Below are 18,233 nucleotides of genomic sequence, written 5' to 3'. Positions count from 1 at the left end.
TTTAGCACCCCAGAGCAATCCAGAAGCATCCCCAACCATCAACAGTATTAATCGTTGCAAAGCTGTTGGTTACTAACAGTGTAACTTTATTTCGGTCCATCCCTGCGCTTGTTTTTACTACAATCGCTGGGCCAGCTGTCGTATTTAGAAATCCATGATTACCTGATATACAAAAGAAAGAAGTTGGAAATGGAATAGGGAAAGTTACACTGACTACACCATTAGCAACTACATTGTATCCCCACTGTAAAATAAGCCCGGAAGAAAGCTTCTGCCATCCATTGGTAGACAAACTCGCAGACCCATCCCCCAAACCAACCTTTAAGAAAATGCACATCCTGCCGCGCCGTGGCATGCTTCCAGCCTTTTATGAGGCAAAACGTCATGCTGGTAGGCTACGTCAGGGTGTCAACAAATGACCAAAACACCGCGCTACAGAAAAATGCGCTGGAGTGTGCAGGATGTGAGCTGATTTTTGAGGATAAAATCAGCGGTAAAACGGCGGACAGGCCAGGGTTAAAAAAAGTGCTCAGGACGCTCAGCGAAGGCGACACGTTGGTCGTCTGGAAGCTGGACAGGCTGGGGCGCAGCATGCGCCACCTTGTTTCGCTTATTGAGGAACTGCGTTCGCGCGGGATTAACTTCCGCAGCCTAACGGACAGCATTGATACCTCTACGCCAATGGGGCGATTTTTCTTTCACGTGATGGGCGCGTTAGCCGAGATGGAGCGCGAGCTTATCGTCGAAAGAACCCGGGCTGGACTGGCCGCGGCCAGAGCGGAAGGGCGAATTGGCGGGCGGCGGCCTAAACTGTCGGCAAAGCAATGGGCGCAGGCCGGGAGGTTAATTGCGGCCGGAGAAACAAGGCAGCAGGTGGCAATTATTTATGATGTCGGCGTCTCTACGCTGTATAAAAAATTTCCGGCAAATGCGAAACCCTAAACAAGCTTCTTCACCAGCGCCTCGCTCTGGCGGATCCGCTCCGGCGCGTTTTCCAGGTCCTGTTGCACCAGGGCCATAAACAGCAGGTCGGTGAGCATCATTTGGGCGCTGGTAGAGGAGATAGCGGCGCTGCGCGTGGCCTGTTCTTCCGCGATGGTATACAGGCACAGACTGGCGCGCTGCTGTAGGGCGTTGGGCGTAAAACCGGTAATGGCGAGGATTTTCGCCCCGGCGTTCAACGCTTCATCGGCTGCCAGATTGATCTCACGGCGCTCGCCCGAATAAGAAATGGCTAGCAGCACGTCTTCCGGCGTCATCGCCTGCACGGTTGCCAGCAGGGCATGCATATCCTGCTCGGCGACGGCGTGAATACCAATCTTCATTAACTTCCACGAAAAATTCTTCGCTACCAGGCCTGATGCGCCTATTCCAACCAGCAGCACGCGCCGCGCATTGCGCAGCAGCGAAACGCTCGCCAGCAATTTCTCTTCCGCATTAATATCCAGCGTGGCGTGCATCGCCGCGATATTCTCTTTGATCAATTTTTCCCCAACAAGCCTCAGCGGATCGTCACCTAAAATTTGGTTGTGAACCGGGACGGAGTTAGGATTCTGGCCGCTCGCCAGCGCTTCACTGATGGCCAGTTTCATCGCAGGAAAGCCCTTGAACCCCAGTTTCTGCGCGAATTTGACGACGCTGGACTGGCTGACCCCGGCTTCTTCCGCCAGCTGTTGTGAACTGAGATGGCGTGCGCGTTCGGGCTCAGCGAGCAAAAAGTCGGCCAGCTTGCGGTCACTCTGGGCAAGCATGGCGTAACGGCTTCGAATGCGCAGTAAACAGTTCATTTCACCTCCGGGGCGGCACTTCTGATAACGACTTACTCTGGTAAGCATCTGAGCGAATTATAAATTCCATTATAGAGCAATGTTGCCGAATTAAATATTCTGTTGTGTTCAACCTGCCAGCCAGGAAGGCGCGCGGAAAACCACGAGGCTATCTGTTAGGCTTTAGTTTGCGTCGTTTTGTGAACGCGAGTCCTAAAGGAGCCTGAATTGACACCTCATCACCCGCGCCGCGTCATCTTTTTTGACCTGGATGGCACCTTGCATCAGCAGGACATGTTCGGCAGCTTCCTGTTTTATCTCCTGCGCCGCCTGCCGCTTAACGTGCCGTTGGTTATTATCTTGCTGCCGTTGATTGGCGGCATGATGCTGATCAAAGGGAGCGCAGCCCGTCAGCCAATGAGCCTGCTGTTATGGGGCATTACGTTTGGGCGCAGCGAGACCCGGCTTCAGCGGCTGCAAAGCGAATTTGTCGCCTGGTTTCGGCAGAAGGTGAGGGCATTCCCCGTCGTCCAGCAGCGCCTCACGGATTACCTGCACAGCCCGGATGCTGACGTCTGGCTGATTACCGGCTCGCCGCAGCCGCTGGTGGAGAAAGTCTACTTTGATACTCCGTGGTTGCCGGAAGTGAAGGTGATTGCCAGCCAGATTGCACGGGCTCACGGCGGGTGGATCCTGACCCTGCGCTGTCTCGGTCATGAAAAAGTGGTTCAGCTGGAGCAGCATCTCGGCGCGCCGCTGCGGCTCTACAGCGGCTATAGCGACAGCCATCAGGATAATCCCTTGCTGTATTTCTGCGAGCACCGCTGGCGCGTCACGCCTCAGGGAGAGCTGCAGCAGCTCGAGTGAGGCGTTTTGAATCCGTTAAGCGGTGTGTATAATGCGCCGCCCACTTTTGCCGCGGAGAGCATTGTGTCAGACACAGAATTTACCCATGAACACTGGATGCGCCACGCTCTGACCCTCGCTCAGCGAGCCTGGGATGAAGGGGAAGTGCCCGTCGGTGCGGTGCTGGTACACAATAATCAGGTCATAGGTGAAGGCTGGAATCGCCCGATAGGTCGCCACGATCCTACGGCGCACGCGGAGATCATGGCGCTGCGCCAGGGCGGGCTGGTACTGCAAAATTACCGTCTGTTGGATACCACGCTCTACGTCACGCTTGAACCCTGCGTCATGTGCGCAGGCGCGATGGTGCATAGCCGCATTGGCCATTTAGTGTTTGGGGCGCGTGACGCTAAAACCGGGGCGATAGGCTCGCTGATGGACGTGCTCGGCCACCCCGGCATGAACCATCAGGTGCAGGTCAGTGAAGGGGTGCTCGCGACAGAGTGCTCAGCCATGCTGAGCGATTTTTTTCGCGCTCGTCGCCTGGAGAAAAAGGCCCTAAAGGAAAAGGCCCGTAAGACGGACTAGCCAGTTCAACCGGGGCAACCGCAGGGTAAGCCTCGGCAAACTTGTCTGCCTGGAGCGCCTTCTTCTGTTTCTCCTGCAAATACCCTTCCAGACTTAGCTGATACTTGCGAATGTTCTCCACGTACGCGTAAGCCTCGTGTCCACGAGCATATCCATAGGTTGTTTTGCTGTAATAAGGCTTCAGGCTCAGCAACGGCAGACGTGTTTTCACATCGGCCCAGCTGTCCGGGTTGCCTTTCTGTTTGGCCGTCAGCTGGCGGGCATCCAGCATGTGGGCATAGCCCATGTTATAGGCCGCCAGCGCGAACCAGATGCGCTCGTATTCCGGTACCGTGGCCGGTACTTTGCTCATCATATCTTTCAGATACCGGCTGCCGCCGCTGATGCTCTGTTCGGCGTCCAGCCTGTCGGTGATGCCGAGGCTTTGGGCCGTATTTTTTGTCAGCATCATTAACCCGCGCACGCCCGTCGGCGAAGTCGCGTGGGTATCCCAGTGGGATTCCTGATAGGAAATCGCGGCCAGCAGCGGCCAGTCAATGTCATCGGAGTACTTTTCAAACAGTGGCTGGAGTTCCGGCAAAACGGCATCCACCGCATTCAGGAAGGTTCGGGTATCGACGTAATCAAAATCGCCGATATGCCCCAGGTATTTTTCCTCAACCCTTGCCAGCGTCCCGTCACTGCTGATCTGATTATAGAAATCGAGCAGCGCGGCGCTCATGCTGTCGTCGCCATCGCGTTTGGAGAACCAGGTCACCGGCTGTTCATCGGTGACGTCCAGAGCAACGGCCAGTTGAGGATGTACGCGCTGGAAAAGGCTGATGGCGATGGAGTCCGAGACGGTAAATGCGATATTGCCATCCACCACCTGCTGTAAGAGCTGGTTGCTGGTTTGTTTGGCGTCGATGCTCCAGCTCAGGTCGGGGTACTGACTCTCTTTTAACTTTTGCAGATCGCTCACCACGGCCTGGCCGGAAGAGAGCACCAGTTGTGAAGGTTTGACGCCGCCGAGAGATTTAGGGCGCGGGCTACCCACGCGGTAGACCATCTGCTGTGAAACTGAATAATAGGTTGGTCCCGCTTGGTAATCGCTGCTGCGGCGAGAGTTGTACACCAGGCCTGCGGCGAGCAGGTCGGCGTTGTCATTATCCAGGTCATCAAACAGTGCATTAATGTTTGGCCGCACGACCACTAATAGCTTTACGCCCAGGTAGTCTGCAAACTGTTTCGCGAGCTCGTAATCGAGACCCGTTGCCTTGCCGTTAATCATCGTCCAGGTGAGCGGCGATGAAATGGTACTGACGCGCAAAACCCCCCGCGCTTTGATCGCGGCGATACGGTTTTCGGCTTGATTGAAACCTGGAATGGAGGGCCATAAAGCCACTGCCAGCAACAAGGTGACGATACCGATAAGCAGATAATTAATCTTTATTCTTTTCAAATAGATAACATTCTGCAGCAGGATGAGCCTTAGCCAACAATAACCATGATTTGTCTGAACCCCGTCAGTGAATGAGGCGCATTTTGCGTAAGAAAACGCCAGTAAGCAACTTTTAAGAATATATCGTTTACTTTTCGTGCAATAAAAACTTCTGCTGTTATTTCTACGCAAACGGTTTCGTCGCGGCGGAGGATTCTCTATAATGACGCCCGTTTTCCCCCCTTCGCCCTGAAGACGAGAGATCTTTAATGATGGAAATTCTGCGTGGTTCGCCTGCTCTTTCGGCATTTCGTATTAACAAACTCCTGGCCCGTTTCAACGATGCTAACCTCCCGGTAAGCGATATTTATGCCGAGTATGTTCATTTTGCCGACCTCGAGGCACCGCTGAACGCCGACGAGCTTGCCCGCCTGCAGCGGCTGTTGAAGTATGGTCCAACCCTCGCAGAGCATGCGCCGGAAGGCTCCCTGCTGTTAGTGACCCCGCGCCCTGGCACCATCTCCCCCTGGTCTTCTAAAGCTACCGATATCGCCCACAACTGTGACCTGCCGCAGATTAAGCGCCTTGAGCGCGGCGTGGCCTGGTACGTTTCCGGCAGTACGCTGACTGCTGAGCAGTTGCAGGACGTGGCAGCCCTGCTGCACGACCGCATGATGGAGAGCGTGTTTACCTCTCTGAACGATGCGCAGCAGCTGTTTACCCAGCAGCAACCGGCTCCGGTGCAGAGCGTTGATCTGCTCGGGAAAGGGCGCGATGCGCTGGTAGAAGCGAACATTCGCCTTGGCCTGGCGCTGGCGGAAGACGAAATCGACTACCTGCAGGATGCGTTCAACAAGCTTGGTCGTAACCCGAACGACATCGAACTGTACATGTTTGCTCAGGCGAACTCCGAGCACTGCCGCCATAAGATCTTTAACGCCGACTGGATTATTGACGGGCAGAAACAGCCAAAATCGCTGTTCAAAATGATCAAAAATACCTTCGAGAAAACGCCGGATTACGTGCTGTCTGCCTATAAAGACAACGCCGCGGTGATGGAAGGTTCCGCCGTCGGCCGCTTCTTCGCCGATCGTGAAGCGGGGCGCTATGACTTCCACCAGGAAGACGCGCATATCCTGATGAAGGTTGAAACCCACAACCACCCGACGGCCATCTCTCCGTGGCCTGGCGCGGCAACCGGCTCCGGCGGTGAAATTCGCGACGAAGGCGCGACCGGACGCGGTGCCAAGCCAAAAGCGGGCCTGGTGGGCTTCTCCGTGTCTAACCTGCGTATTCCGGGCTTCGAACAGCCGTGGGAGCAGGATTTCGGTAAGCCAGACCGCATCGTTACCGCGCTGGATATCATGACCGAAGGCCCTCTGGGCGGGGCGGCGTTTAACAACGAATTTGGCCGTCCAGCGCTGACCGGCTACTTCCGTACTTACGAAGAGCAGGTGAACAGCCACAATGGCGTGGAGCTGCGCGGCTACCACAAACCTATCATGCTCGCGGGCGGGATCGGCAACATCCGTGCCGACCACGTCCAGAAGGGCGAAATCACCCCTGGCGCCAAGCTGATTGTGCTGGGCGGCCCGGCAATGAACATTGGCCTGGGCGGCGGGGCGGCTTCGTCGATGGCTTCCGGCCAGTCCGATGCGGATTTAGATTTTGCTTCCGTGCAGCGCGACAACCCGGAAATGGAACGCCGCTGCCAGGAAGTGATCGACCGCTGCTGGCAGATGGGCGACGACAACCCAATCCTGTTTATCCACGACGTTGGCGCGGGTGGCCTGTCCAACGCCATGCCTGAGCTGGTCAGCGACGGTGGACGTGGTGGCCGCTTCGAGCTGCGCGATATTCTTAACGACGAACCGGGTATGAGCCCGCTCGAAGTCTGGTGTAACGAATCTCAGGAGCGCTATGTACTGGCCGTTGCGCCAGAGCAGCTGCCGCTGTTTGATGAACTTTGCCGCCGCGAGCGCGCGCCGTATGCGGTGATCGGTGAAGCTACCACCGAACAGCACCTGACGCTCAACGACAGCCACTTTGATAACCAGCCTATCGACATGCCGCTGGACGTGCTGCTGGGCAAAACGCCGAAGATGGAGCGCAACGTCGAGACGCTGAAAGCCAAAGGCGATGCCTTCAACAGCAGCGAAATTTCTATTGCCGATGCGGTGAAACGCGTTCTGCACTTGCCAACAGTGGCTGAAAAAACCTTCCTCGTGACCATCGGCGACCGCACGGTAACCGGTATGGTGTCCCGCGATCAGATGGTTGGCCCGTGGCAAATCCCTGTCGCCAACTGCGCGGTGACTACCGCCAGCCTGGACAGCTACTACGGTGAAGCGATGTCTATCGGTGAACGTGCGCCAGTAGCGTTGTTGGACTTCGCGGCATCCGGCCGTCTGGCCGTGGGCGAAGCCTTAACCAACATCGCCGCGACCCAAATTGGCTCGCTGAAGCGCATTAAGCTGTCCGCAAACTGGATGGCCGCAGCCGGTCATCCTGGCGAAGACGCCGGTCTGTATGAAGCGGTTAAAGCCGTGGGCGAAGAGCTTTGCCCGGCGCTGGGGATCACCATTCCGGTGGGCAAAGACTCTATGTCGATGAAAACCCGCTGGCAGGAAGGTAACGAGCAGCGCGAGATGACTTCTCCGCTGTCGCTGGTGATCACTGCGTTTGCCCGCGTGGAAGACGTGCGTGGCACCGTGACGCCGCAGCTGAGCACCGAAGACAACGCCCTGCTGCTGATCGATTTAGGTAAAGGCCATAATGCGCTGGGCGCGACCGCTCTGTCTCAGGTATACCGCCAGCTGGGCGACAAGCCTGCGGATGTTCGCAGCGTTGAGCAGTTGAAAGGCTTCTGGGACGCGATGCAGGCGCTGGTGGCGGATCGCAAACTGCTGGCCTGGCACGACCGCTCCGACGGCGGGCTGCTGGTGACCCTGGCTGAAATGGCCTTTACCGGCCACTGCGGCGTTGAGGTTGATATTGCCGGTCTCGGCAACGATCGCCTGGCCGCATTGTTTAACGAAGAGCTGGGCGGCGTGATCCAGGTTCGCGCGGAAGATCGCGAGGCCGTTGAGGCGCTGCTGGCTAAGCACGGCCTGGCAGACTGCGTGCATTACCTCGGTAAAGCTGTCGAAGGTGACCGCTTCACCATTAGCGCTGACGGACACGCGGTGTTCAGCGAAAGCCGCACCACGCTGCGTATGTGGTGGGCAGAAACCACCTGGCAGATGCAGCGCCTGCGCGACAATCCAGACTGCGCGGATGAAGAGCACAACGCCAAGGCGAACGATAACGATCCTGGCCTGAACGTGAAGCTGAGCTTCGATATCAAAGAAGATATTGCGGCGCCGTTTATCGCGACGGGCGCGCGTCCTAAAGTGGCCATCCTGCGTGAGCAGGGCGTTAACTCCCACGTTGAGATGGCGGCTGCCTTCCACCGTGCGGGCTTTGACGCCATCGACGTGCATATGAGCGACCTGCTGGCGGGCCGTACCGGGCTGGAAAGCTTCCACACGCTGGTGGCGTGCGGCGGCTTCTCTTATGGTGACGTGCTGGGCGCGGGTGAGGGCTGGGCGAAGTCCATTCTGTTCAACGCTCGCGTGCGCGATGAGTTTGAAACTTTCTTCCATCGCCCGGAAACCCTGGCGCTTGGCGTTTGTAACGGCTGCCAGATGATGTCTAACCTGCGTGAGCTGATCCCAGGCAGTGATTTGTGGCCGCGCTTCGTGCGTAACCAGTCCGATCGCTTTGAAGCGCGCTTCAGCCTGGTTGAGGTGACCTCCAGCCCGTCGCTGCTGCTGCAGGGCATGGCCGGTTCCCATATGCCTATCGCGGTTTCTCACGGCGAAGGTCGTGTGGAAGTGCGTGATGCCGCTCATCTCGCCGCGCTTGAAAGCAAAGGGCTGGTGGCGCTGCGCTTCGTGGATAACTTCGCGAACGTGACCGAAACCTACCCGGCTAACCCGAACGGTTCACCGAACGGGATCACTGCGGTGAGCAACGAAAGCGGGCGCGTCACCATCATGATGCCGCACCCTGAGCGCGTGTTCCGCACCGTGAGTAATTCCTGGCACCCGGCAGAGTGGGGCGAAGACAGCCCGTGGATGCGTATTTTCCGTAACGCGCGTAAGCAACTGGGCTGATTACCCTCACCCCGACCCTCTCCCTAAAAGGGAGAGGGGGAAAATAGGGGAAAGGCTCCGATCCAATCCCTTGCTTTCATAGGGTAGGAAATAGCAGACAGGCTCCGATCCAGTTCCTTGCTTTCATAGGGTAGGAAATACCAGACAGGCTCCGATCCAGTTCCCTCTCCCCTTTGGGGAGAGGGCCAGGGTGAGGGGCTTTTTTTGTCACTAAACCCCGACACTCTTGTTTTTAATGTGTCGCCAAAAAGAGACATTTAACTCATTGATTTTTAATGGGGTGATTGAGATGGTTTAAGAGTGTTGTGAAATGGCGACACTCAGAACAAAAATTACGCATAATATATCTTCTGTCTATTGTCATTAACTATAATAAAAACAATGGATTAAATAGTTTCTCGCAATATTGGCACGATATCTGCTTAATAAGACTCAGTGGCTCATTCAATCTCTTATGTCAGCGTCTTTTCAGACAGACTACATAAACCGCCGAATGACGCACAAAAAGGTGCCTGCCGTCCGATTTTTTGATAAATGCCTTGCGGCTTATCATGCTCCGGGCGAAACGTTGAGTAAGGCGCCGCCTAATTCCTAAACAAAGGCAGGGTTTTTGACCCTGCCTTTGTTGTTTCCGGGAATCGCACCTTTCCACCACGCGCAATCGCGGCTAGCATCGTGTCATACAGGTAATGTGAGATGAAGCTATTGAACCAGTGGCATTTTTTCCCCCGATCTTTGCGCCAGCTTGTCATGATGGCCTTTTTACTGGTGCTCGTACCGCTGCTGGTGCTTGCGTGGCAGGCGTGGCAAAGTCTTAACGCCCTGAGCGCTCAGGCCGCGTTGACTAACCGCACCACGCTAACCGATGCCCGCCGCAGCGAAGCGATGACCAATGTCGCGCTGGAAATGGAGCGTAGCTACCGCCAGTACTGCGTGCTTGATGACTCGCGCCTTGCTCAGCTGTATCAGGGGCAGCGTCAGCGCTATGCTCAAATGCTTGAAGCCCACGCCTCCGTATTACCCGATCCGAAACTCTACCAATCGCTCAGCCAGTCTTTAAGCGATCTGGCTGAACTGAAATGTAAAAACAGCGGGCCGGAAGCAGCGGCTGCAAATCAACTTGAGCAGTTCGCCTCAACCAATGCTGAAATGGTGCAGGCCACGCGAACGGTGGTGTTCTCTCGCGGACAGCAGCTGCAGCAGGAAATTGCCGAACGAGGCCAGTTCTTCGGTTGGCAGGCCCTGGTGCTGTTTCTGCTCAGCCTGGGGCTGGTCATCATCTTCACCCGCATGATTATCGGCCCGGTTAAAGGCATCGAACGGATGATCAACCGGCTGGGGGAAGGGCGCTCTCTCGGCAACAGCGAAGTATTTAAAGGGCCACGCGAACTGCGCTCCGTTGGGCAGCGTATTGTCTGGCTCAGCGAACGCCTGTCCTGGCTTGAATCCCAGCGCCACGAGTTTCTCCGCCATCTTTCTCATGAGTTAAAAACCCCGCTCGCCAGTATGAGAGAGGGGACGGAACTGCTTGCTGACCAGGTTGCCGGGCCGCTCAATTCTGACCAGAAAGAGGTCGTCGCCATCCTGGACAACAGCAGTCGCCACCTGCAAAAGCTGATTGAACAGCTGTTGGACTATAACCGCAAGCTGGCAGACGGCGTGGTAACCCTGGAAAGGGTCGAGGTGGCTCCGATCGTGGAAATGGTTATCTCTGCCCACAGCCTCCCGGCAAGGGCTAAAATGATGCATACCGAGATGCAATTAAGCCCGAAAGCTTGCCTCGCAGAGCCGACGCTGCTGATGAGCGTACTGGATAATCTCTACTCCAATGCGGTGCACTACGGCAGTGAATCCGGTACCATTTACCTCCGGAGTTCGCAGGTGGGTGCGATGCTTTACATTGAGGTCGCGAACACAGGCGAGCCGATTCCGGCCACGGAACAAGAGATGATTTTTGAGCCTTTCTTCCAGGGCAGCCACCAGCGGAAGGGTTCCGTCAAGGGAAGTGGCCTGGGGTTAAGTATCGCCAGGGATTGCATTCGCCGTATGCACGGAAAACTTAGCCTGATTAACGCTAACAGCGCGGAAGTATGCTTCCGTATCGAATTACCGGTTTTCCCTGAGAATGATTAAAACGATGAAAGTACTTTTATTGCGTGAACCACGCCGCGGGTCTTTGGCTCGCCTTATTGGCTGGGTATCCGGGGCGCTGGCCGGTGCGACATTGTTGACAGGATGCGCACCATCAAGCGTGTCCAGCAGCCTGGATGAAGCCCACAAACCACATATCCCGGAACAACAAATTCCTGATTACCTGTCCACGGACTGCACCGAAATATGGGCGCTGACGGGACATGACGTTAGCAGTAACCCGCTTTACTGGCTGCGCGGTATGGATTGCGCGCAGCGCCTGCCACCGGCAGAAGCCCGTGCAGAAGCTCGCCAGTGGCCAGCAGAAACCTGGCAGGACACATTTAAGCGCGGCATTTTGCTGTCCACGGCTAAAATTACCCCGACCGAGCGCCGCCGTTACATGACCCAGCTCGACACCATGACCAGCGAAGTGCCTGTACAGGTACGTTCCCTGTTTGAGATTTGGCGTGACGGGCAGTTGTCACAGCTCAAGCTTTCGGATGAGCGCACGCGCTATAGCAAGCTGCAGCAGTCAACGGACGGCGAGCTGGATACGCTGCGGGAACAGCAGCAGCGCTTGCGTGGCCAGCTCGATCTCACAACACGCAAGCTGGAAAATCTGACTGATATTGAGCGTCAGCTTTCCAGCCGCAAGCCGGGAAGTAATCTGGTGCCTGACACACATAGTTCGGAAGATAACGACGACGACGATAGCGGTACGCCAAACAAATCGCAGCCGGAGGCAAAACCATGACGCAAAGGAAACCCGCGCGCTTACTCTTAGTGGATGATGATCCCGGCCTGTTAAAACTGCTGGGAATGCGCCTGTCGAGCGAGGGGTATACGGTCACCACGGCTGAAAGCGGGGCTGAGGGACTGAAAGTCCTGGCGCGAGAGAAAATCGATCTGGTGATAAGCGATCTCAGAATGGACGAAATGGACGGCATGGCGCTGTTCGCGGAGATCCAAAAAGGCCAGCCGGGGATGCCGGTGATCATTCTGACTGCGCACGGCTCTATCCCTGATGCCGTGGCGGCAACCCAGCAGGGTGTATTCAGCTTCCTCACCAAGCCGGTGGACAGAGATGCGCTTTATCAGGCCATCAACAATGCGCTTGAGCACACGATCATCGCTGGCGATGATATGTGGCGCGACACCATTGTGACCCGCAGCCCGATTATGCAGCGTTTGCTCGAGCAGGCGCGCATGGTGGCGCAGTCGGACGTCAGCGTGTTGATTAACGGCCAAAGCGGCACCGGGAAAGAGATTCTGGCTCAGGCAATACATAACGCCAGCCCTCGCAGCAAAAAAGCGTTTATTGCGATTAACTGTGGCGCGCTGCCTGAGCAACTGCTGGAATCCGAGCTGTTTGGTCACGCTCGCGGGGCCTTTACCGGCGCGGTCAGCAGCCGTGAAGGGCTGTTCCAGGCGGCGGAAGGTGGAACGCTGTTCCTCGATGAAATCGGCGATATGCCAATCCCGCTCCAGGTTAAGCTGCTGCGCGTTTTGCAGGAGCGGAAAGTTCGCCCGCTGGGCAGCAACCGCGATCTGGACATTGACGTGCGGATTATCTCCGCCACGCACCGGGACTTGCCGAAAGCCATGGAGCGCGGGGAGTTTCGTGAAGATCTCTTCTACCGCCTCAACGTTGTGAACCTGAAAATTCCTGCGCTGCATGAACGCGCCGAAGATATTCCGCTGCTGGCGAATCATTTGTTACGCCAGTCCGCCGACAGGCACAAACCTTTCGTTCGGAGTTTCTCCACCGACGCCATGAAGCGGCTGATGACCGCAAGCTGGCCAGGCAACGTGCGCCAGCTGGTGAACGTGATTGAGCAGTGCGTGGCGCTGACCTCAGCCCCGGTGATTGGCGAAGCGCTGGTGGAGCAGGCGCTGGAAGGCGAAAACACCGCCTTGCCGACATTTGTCGAAGCGCGTAACCAGTTCGAGCTAAACTATTTGCGTAAGCTGCTGCAAATTACCAAAGGAAATGTCACCCATGCCGCGCGCATGGCGGGGCGTAACCGAACCGAATTCTATAAATTACTGGCCAGGCATGAACTCGAGGCCAATGACTTTAAAGAGTAGGCTGTGGTAGTGTGAGCAACCGATTACTAACAGTACAAAACGCCGCGCGGGGACACCGGTAATACCATGAAAAAAATTGATGCGATTATTAAACCTTTCAAACTGGATGATGTGCGCGAAGCGCTGGCTGAAGTAGGCATTACCGGCATGACGGTGACGGAAGTGAAAGGCTTTGGCCGTCAGAAAGGGCATACCGAGCTGTACCGCGGTGCGAGTACATGGTGGACTTCCTGCCAAAAGTAAAAATTGAAATTGTGGTGACCGACGATATCGTTGATACCTGCGTGGACACCATTATCCGCACGGCCCAGACAGGCAAGATTGGTGACGGTAAGATTTTCGTGTTTGATGTAGCACGCGTGGTGCGTATTCGTACCGGCGAAGAAGATGACGCGGCGATTTGATTTAAGTTTTTACCCTCACCCAGGCGGACATTGCCTTTACTCCCTCGCCCCTTTGGGGAGAGGGTTGGGGTGAGGGGAAATCGTACTAAACTACATCACCTTGTGCGGGCCAAAGCACTCGTAGTGAATGCTGTCTTTATTCACGCCAATCTTCACTAACTGTTCCGCCGCAAAACGCATAAAGTTGATCGGGCCGCAAAGATAGAACTGCATCGCCGGGTCGCTTAACTTCCCTTCGATTTCCAGCAAATTCATCAGTCCTTCGCGATTAAAGCGCGGCAGGGCACGATCCTCTGCGGAGGGTTCACGGTACCAGACGTGGCTTTCAAATTTCGGCAGCTTCGCGCCAAGTTCGGCCACTTCTTCGCTAAAGGCGTGTACATCCCCGTGTTCGGCGGCGTGCAGCCAGTTGACCTGCGCCTGGTGGCCGCTGTTCGCCAGCGTGTCCAGCATCGAGAGCATCGGCGTCTGGCCGACGCCTGCGGAAATCAGCGTCACCGGCGTGCCGGAGTTGACGTCCATAAAGAAGTCGCCTGCCGGTGAAGCCAGATGCACCCGATCGCCAGCCTGAGCATGATTATGCAGCCAGTTTGAGACCATACCTTTCTCTTCACGCTTCACGGCAATGCGGTAGCTTTTTCCGTTCGGCTGGCGGGTCAAAGAGTACTGACGAATTTCCTGATGCGGGAAACCAACAGCTTCAGCCAGACGCCGAGATATTGCCCCGGCTGATAATCCGCCACCGGGCCGCCGTCCAGCGGGACAAGTTCGAAGCTGGTGATCAGTGAACTTTGCTCTTTTTTCTCTACGATAGTGAAGGGACGCGTACCTTCCCAGCCACCCTGCTTAGCGGCGTTATCCTGGTAAATTTCTGACTCGCGGTTAATAAAGACCTGCGCCAGAACGCCGTAGGCTTTTCCCCAGGCGTCCAGCACTTCCTGCCCGGGCTGAACAGCTCGTCTAACGTGGCCAGCAGATGGCTGCCCACGATGTTGTATTGCTCTGGCTTGATCTGGAAGGTGGTGTGCTTCTGGGCGATTTTCTCTACCGCTGGCAAGAGGGCAGCCAGATTTTCGATGTTGGAAGCATACGCGCAAATGGCGTTGAACAGCGCTTCGCGCTGGTCACCGTTGCGCTGATTGCTCATGTTAAAGATCTCTTCAGCTCCGGGTTGTGGCTGAACATGCGCTCATAAAAATGGGCGGTAAGTTTAGGCCCGGTTGCGGCCAGCAGAGGGATGGTCGACTTAACAACGGCGATGGTTTGTGCGTCTAGCATGGCGGTCTCCATAAACGGCGTAATGTATAAATTGCATTTTAAATGCATCTTATAGAAATGGCCTTATGTTGTAAATGGGTTATTGTTGTTAACGACTGAGTTCACAGAACATGAAAAATACGCATAGCGCTGATGAAGAAATATCCGGCAAAAAGAGGCAGACTTTATTGCATGGAAGCCTTATTTCATGCCTGGGTAATCGTTTGCGTAAAAACCTCTGTCAAGCCCTATCACCCGAAAGGGTTTCGGTTTACACTGTTGCCCGTCGCCCAAATGGGCCCCCTCATTGCAGTAAAATTTTTACCGTTAGCTGAGTCAGGAGATGCGAATGTTAAAGCGTGAAATGAACATTGCCGATTACGATGCCGAACTGTGGCAGGCCATGGAGCAAGAGAAAGTACGTCAGGAAGAGCACATTGAACTGATCGCCTCCGAAAACTACACCAGCCCGCGCGTGATGCAGGCTCAGGGTTCTCAGCTGACAAACAAATATGCTGAAGGTTACCCAGGCAAGCGCTACTACGGCGGTTGCGAGTATGTGGACATCGTTGAGCAGCTGGCTATCGACCGTGCGAAAGAGCTGTTTGGTGCAGACTATGCGAACGTGCAGCCACACTCCGGTTCCCAGGCTAACTTCGCGGTATACACCGCGCTGCTGCAGCCGGGCGATACCGTGCTGGGCATGAACCTGGCGCGCAGGGCGGCCACCTGACTCACGGTTCCCGGTTAACTTCTCTGGCAAACTGTACAACATCATTCCTTACGGTATCGATGAGTCCGGTAAAATTGACTACGAAGACATGGCGAAGCAGGCTAAAGAGCACAAGCCGAAGATGATCATCGGCGGCTTCTCTGCCTACTCCGGCGTGGTTGACTGGGCGAAGATGCGCGAAATCGCAGACAGCATCGGCGCTTACCTGTTCGTTGATATGGCGCACGTTGCGGGCCTGATTGCCGCAGACGTTTATCCGAACCCGGTACCACACGCTCACGTTGTGACCACCACCACCCACAAAACCCTGGCGGGTCCACGCGGCGGCCTGATCCTGGCGAAGGGCGGCGACGAAGATCTCTACAAGAAACTGAACTCTGCCGTATTCCCAAGCGCGCAGGGCGGCCCGCTGATGCACGTTATCGCGGCTAAAGCCGTTGCGTTGAAAGAAGCAATGGAGCCTGAGTTCAAGGTTTACCAGCAGCAGGTTGCTAAAAACGCCAAAGCGATGGTGGAAGTGTTCCTGAACCGTGGCTACAAAGTGGTTTCCGGTGGCACTGAAAACCACCTGTTCCTGCTGGATCTGGTTGATAAAAACCTGACCGGTAAAGAAGCTGACGCTGCCCTGGGCCGTGCCAACATCACCGTGAACAAAAACAGCGTACCAAACGATCCGAAGAGCCCGTTCGTGACCTCCGGTATCCGTATCGGTTCTCCGGCTGTGACTCGCCGTGGCTTTAAAGAAGCGGAAGTGAAAGAACTGGCTGGCTGGATGTGTGACGTTCTGGACAACATCAATGACGAAGCGGTTATCGAGCGCGTCAAAGGTAAAGTGCTGGATATCTGTTCCCGCTTCCCGGTTTACGCATAATCGTTAAGCTGAAATGTTGAAAGGCTCCCAGGCGGGAGCCTTTTTTATTTCTGCTGGCTTAACGTCAGCCCGACATCCCCACCGGGATGAACGGCGAGCAGCGTCTCTTTCGAATAACCGCTCTCGCTCATCAGGCAGGCGCAGGCGGCATCAAAAATCGCCAGCGCCAGGATTATCGACGTGGTCGCCAGCATATTCAGCGGATCCATTTCCTGCTTCACGCCGGTAGAAATCACCAACCTTGCCGACTGGGCGATGGCCGAATCCGGGTTTTCGGTCACGCTAATGAGCGGGACGTTTCTGGCCGCGATGCCCGGCAACAGGCGCGTCAGTTCGTCGGAATTCCCACCCCGGGAAAGCATGATCATCAGATCGTCCGCACGTAAAAAGCCAGATCGCCATGCGCCGCGTCCGTCGCGCTGAGATAAATGGCCGGGTGTTCGACGCAGGCCAGCATATGGGCAATTTTCCTCGCGGCGATGCCGGAAGTGCCGACGCCGGTGACCCAATCTTGCCTTTGCAGTTTCTCAGTTCGGCCAGCAAGGCGAGCCACTGCGGCTCGCTCAAGTGCTGTTCCAGAGCTGCAAGTTCGCGACTACAGGTTTCCCATGCGTTTACGGCCTGCTGCCAGGAGGCACTCATGCTTCCTCCTGCATCAGCTGGCGGTATTTCATGTGGTCGAGGTACATCTCGTGGAACACTTTGTATTTGCGGTCGTAGTACTGCTTGATGCGGTTAGTCTGCGGTGTGACCGTTTTTGCCAATGCGGCTCATGACCGACATCGCTTCCGGGAAGGAGTCAAACACGCCCGCCGCCACCGTGCCCATCATCGCGCTGCCCAGCAGCATCGCCTCGCTCTCTTCCGGCAGCAACATCGCGCAGCCGGTGGCGTTGGCGTGTTCCTGAACGAAAATTGGGTTTTTGGTGCCGCCGCCGCTCGCCATGATGGTGTCGATGGTGTAGCCGCTGTGGTTCATGGTTTCGATAATATGGCGGGTACCAAGCGCGATAGCCTGAATCGTCGCCAGGTACTGCAGCGCCATATCTTCCGGCGTGCGGGAAAGCTTCAGCCGCTGATGACACCGGTTAGCGTCGGATTGGCGCGCGGGAACGGTTGCCGTGGAAGTAGGGCAGGATGTGCATATCCTTCGTCAGGAAGGCGATGTTTTCCGGCTCCCCGGCCATTTTACGCAGCAGGGCGTTCAGCAGTTCATAAATGGTTTGCCCCTGAGTTTTCGCCTGGGCAAGCAGCGTCTCATAGCAAGGGTGAGACTGAATAATATGGTCGATAAGCGCCCCGGTGGCCGACTGGCCGCCTTCGTTTAGCCAGTAGCCCGGCAGCACGGCGGAGTAATAAGGCCCCCAAATGCCGTTAATAAAGCGCGCTTCTTTTGAAATGGCCATATGCCCGTAGAAGTGCCGCCGATGAGCGCCACGCGCGGTCAAAATCTGCCACTTCGCCTGAAACACCGCAGGCGCCGAGCGTACCGAGCGTGCCGGCATGGGCATCAATAATCGAGACGCTGACGGCGGTGCCGGCAATCAGTCCCATCTCGCTTGCGGCGCGCTGCGTCAGGCCGTGGCCCAGAGGCTCGCCCATGGTTTTCACATAGCGGCCAATTTTTTCTGCATCGTGCTCCAGCAAATCTTCCAGCCCAATCTGGCGGAAATAACTGCTGTCCCATTTGTCTTCGTGGCCCATGTAGGTCCATTTACAAACGGTGGAACAGAGTGAGCGGGTATCATCCCCGGTGGCGCGCCAGGTCAGGAAGTCCGGCAGGTCAAAATAGTAGCCGCGTTCGACCAGGTATTCGGCATGTGCTGTTTAAGCCACAGCAATTTTGGCGTCTGCATTTCCGGGGAAATAATCCCGCCCACGTAGTCCAGCACGCGGTGGTGCAGGGCGTTAATTCTGTCGGCCTGGGTGATGGCGCGGTGATCCATCCACACAATGATGTTTTGTTCGCTG

The 18,233-nt window shown here is 56.0% G+C and carries 10 protein-coding genes and 5 pseudogenes; 9 read left to right on the top strand and 6 right to left on the bottom strand.

Going from position 1 to position 18,233, the window contains the following annotated elements:
• Window position 1 precedes the first annotated feature (1 nt).
• The gene (locus tag LH23_RS23170; protein ID WP_197062500.1) at window positions 2-355 is read right to left on the bottom strand and encodes a gp53-like domain-containing protein; all 354 of its coding nucleotides are present in this window, start codon (window positions 353-355) and stop codon (window positions 2-4) included.
• A gap of 29 nt (window positions 356-384) precedes the next feature.
• Here LH23_RS23170 and LH23_RS00070 point away from each other — a divergent pair, with 29 nt between their 5' ends.
• On the top strand, window positions 385-942 hold the full coding sequence (locus LH23_RS00070; protein ID WP_039286687.1) for a recombinase family protein: 558 nt from the start codon (window positions 385-387) through the stop codon (window positions 940-942).
• Here LH23_RS00070 and LH23_RS00065 read toward each other — a convergent pair.
• Window positions 939-1,787, bottom strand: a complete 849-nt coding sequence (locus tag LH23_RS00065) for a MurR/RpiR family transcriptional regulator (protein WP_039286684.1) — start codon at window positions 1,785-1,787, stop codon at window positions 939-941. The two genes, LH23_RS00070 and LH23_RS00065, sit on opposite strands and share 4 nt — an antisense overlap.
• Window positions 1,788-1,994: 207 nt before the next feature.
• Between LH23_RS00065 and yfhb the strand changes: the two genes are divergently transcribed.
• Entirely contained in the window at window positions 1,995-2,633 is a 639-nt protein-coding gene (gene yfhb / locus LH23_RS00060) for a phosphatidylglycerophosphatase C (RefSeq protein ID WP_039286681.1), read from the top strand.
• 96 nt (window positions 2,634-2,729) lie between these two features.
• A complete protein-coding gene (tadA, locus tag LH23_RS23165; protein ID WP_286175196.1) occupies window positions 2,730-3,200 on the top strand; it encodes a tRNA adenosine(34) deaminase TadA in 471 nt (156 codons plus the stop codon).
• On the opposite strand, the gene mltF is transcribed toward tadA, so the two are convergent.
• Window positions 3,091-4,641 carry a membrane-bound lytic murein transglycosylase MltF gene (mltF, locus tag LH23_RS00050; RefSeq protein WP_039286675.1) on the bottom strand — a complete coding sequence of 517 codons (1,551 nt, stop codon included), beginning with the start codon at window positions 4,639-4,641 and terminating at the stop codon, window positions 3,091-3,093. The two genes, tadA and mltF, sit on opposite strands and share 110 nt — an antisense overlap.
• Window positions 4,642-4,889: 248 nt before the next feature.
• On the opposite strand from mltF, the gene purL reads away from it, so the two are divergent.
• The 5 genes and pseudogenes from purL (at window position 4,890) to glnB (ending at window position 13,402) form a co-directional block, all read left to right on the top strand.
• A complete protein-coding gene (purL, locus tag LH23_RS00045; RefSeq protein ID WP_039286671.1) occupies window positions 4,890-8,777 on the top strand; it encodes a phosphoribosylformylglycinamidine synthase in 3,888 nt (1,295 codons plus the stop codon).
• Between the two features lie 696 nt (window positions 8,778-9,473).
• A complete protein-coding gene (locus LH23_RS00040) occupies window positions 9,474-10,910 on the top strand; it encodes a sensor histidine kinase (RefSeq protein WP_039286669.1) in 1,437 nt (478 codons plus the stop codon).
• Window positions 10,903-11,664, top strand: a complete 762-nt coding sequence (gene qseG, locus LH23_RS00035; protein ID WP_039286666.1) for a two-component system QseEF-associated lipoprotein QseG — start codon at window positions 10,903-10,905, stop codon at window positions 11,662-11,664. Before LH23_RS00040 ends, qseG begins: the two co-directional genes overlap by 8 nt.
• Window positions 11,661-12,998: a two-component system response regulator GlrR gene (gene glrR, locus LH23_RS00030; RefSeq protein ID WP_039286660.1), complete on the top strand. Its 1,338-nt coding sequence runs from the start codon at window positions 11,661-11,663 to the stop codon at window positions 12,996-12,998. Before qseG ends, glrR begins: the two co-directional genes overlap by 4 nt.
• A gap of 66 nt (window positions 12,999-13,064) precedes the next feature.
• Window positions 13,065-13,402: pseudogene (gene glnB / locus LH23_RS00025) on the top strand (nitrogen regulatory protein P-II).
• Between the two features lie 90 nt (window positions 13,403-13,492).
• Here the strand turns inward: glnB and hmpA are convergent.
• Window positions 13,493-14,680: pseudogene (gene hmpA, locus LH23_RS00020) on the bottom strand (NO-inducible flavohemoprotein).
• A gap of 328 nt (window positions 14,681-15,008) precedes the next feature.
• Between hmpA and glyA the strand changes: the two are divergent.
• A pseudogene (gene glyA / locus LH23_RS00015) lies at window positions 15,009-16,263 on the top strand (serine hydroxymethyltransferase).
• Window positions 16,264-16,307: 44 nt separating this feature from the next.
• On the opposite strand, the pseudogene LH23_RS00010 reads toward glyA, so the two are convergent.
• A pseudogene (locus LH23_RS00010) lies at window positions 16,308-16,905 on the bottom strand (SIS domain-containing protein).
• A pseudogene (locus LH23_RS24345) lies at window positions 16,902-18,232 on the bottom strand (FGGY-family carbohydrate kinase); the annotation flags it as partial. The pseudogenes LH23_RS24345 and LH23_RS00010, both read right to left, overlap by 4 nt.
• Between the last annotated feature and the right edge of the window lies 1 nt (window position 18,233).

This window comes from Cedecea neteri, from assembly GCF_000758305.1.
GTDB classification, from domain to species: domain Bacteria; phylum Pseudomonadota; class Gammaproteobacteria; order Enterobacterales; family Enterobacteriaceae; genus Cedecea; species Cedecea neteri_C.
Note: the sequence above shows the minus strand (reverse complement) of the source record. Positions and strands in the feature narration are given on the sequence as shown.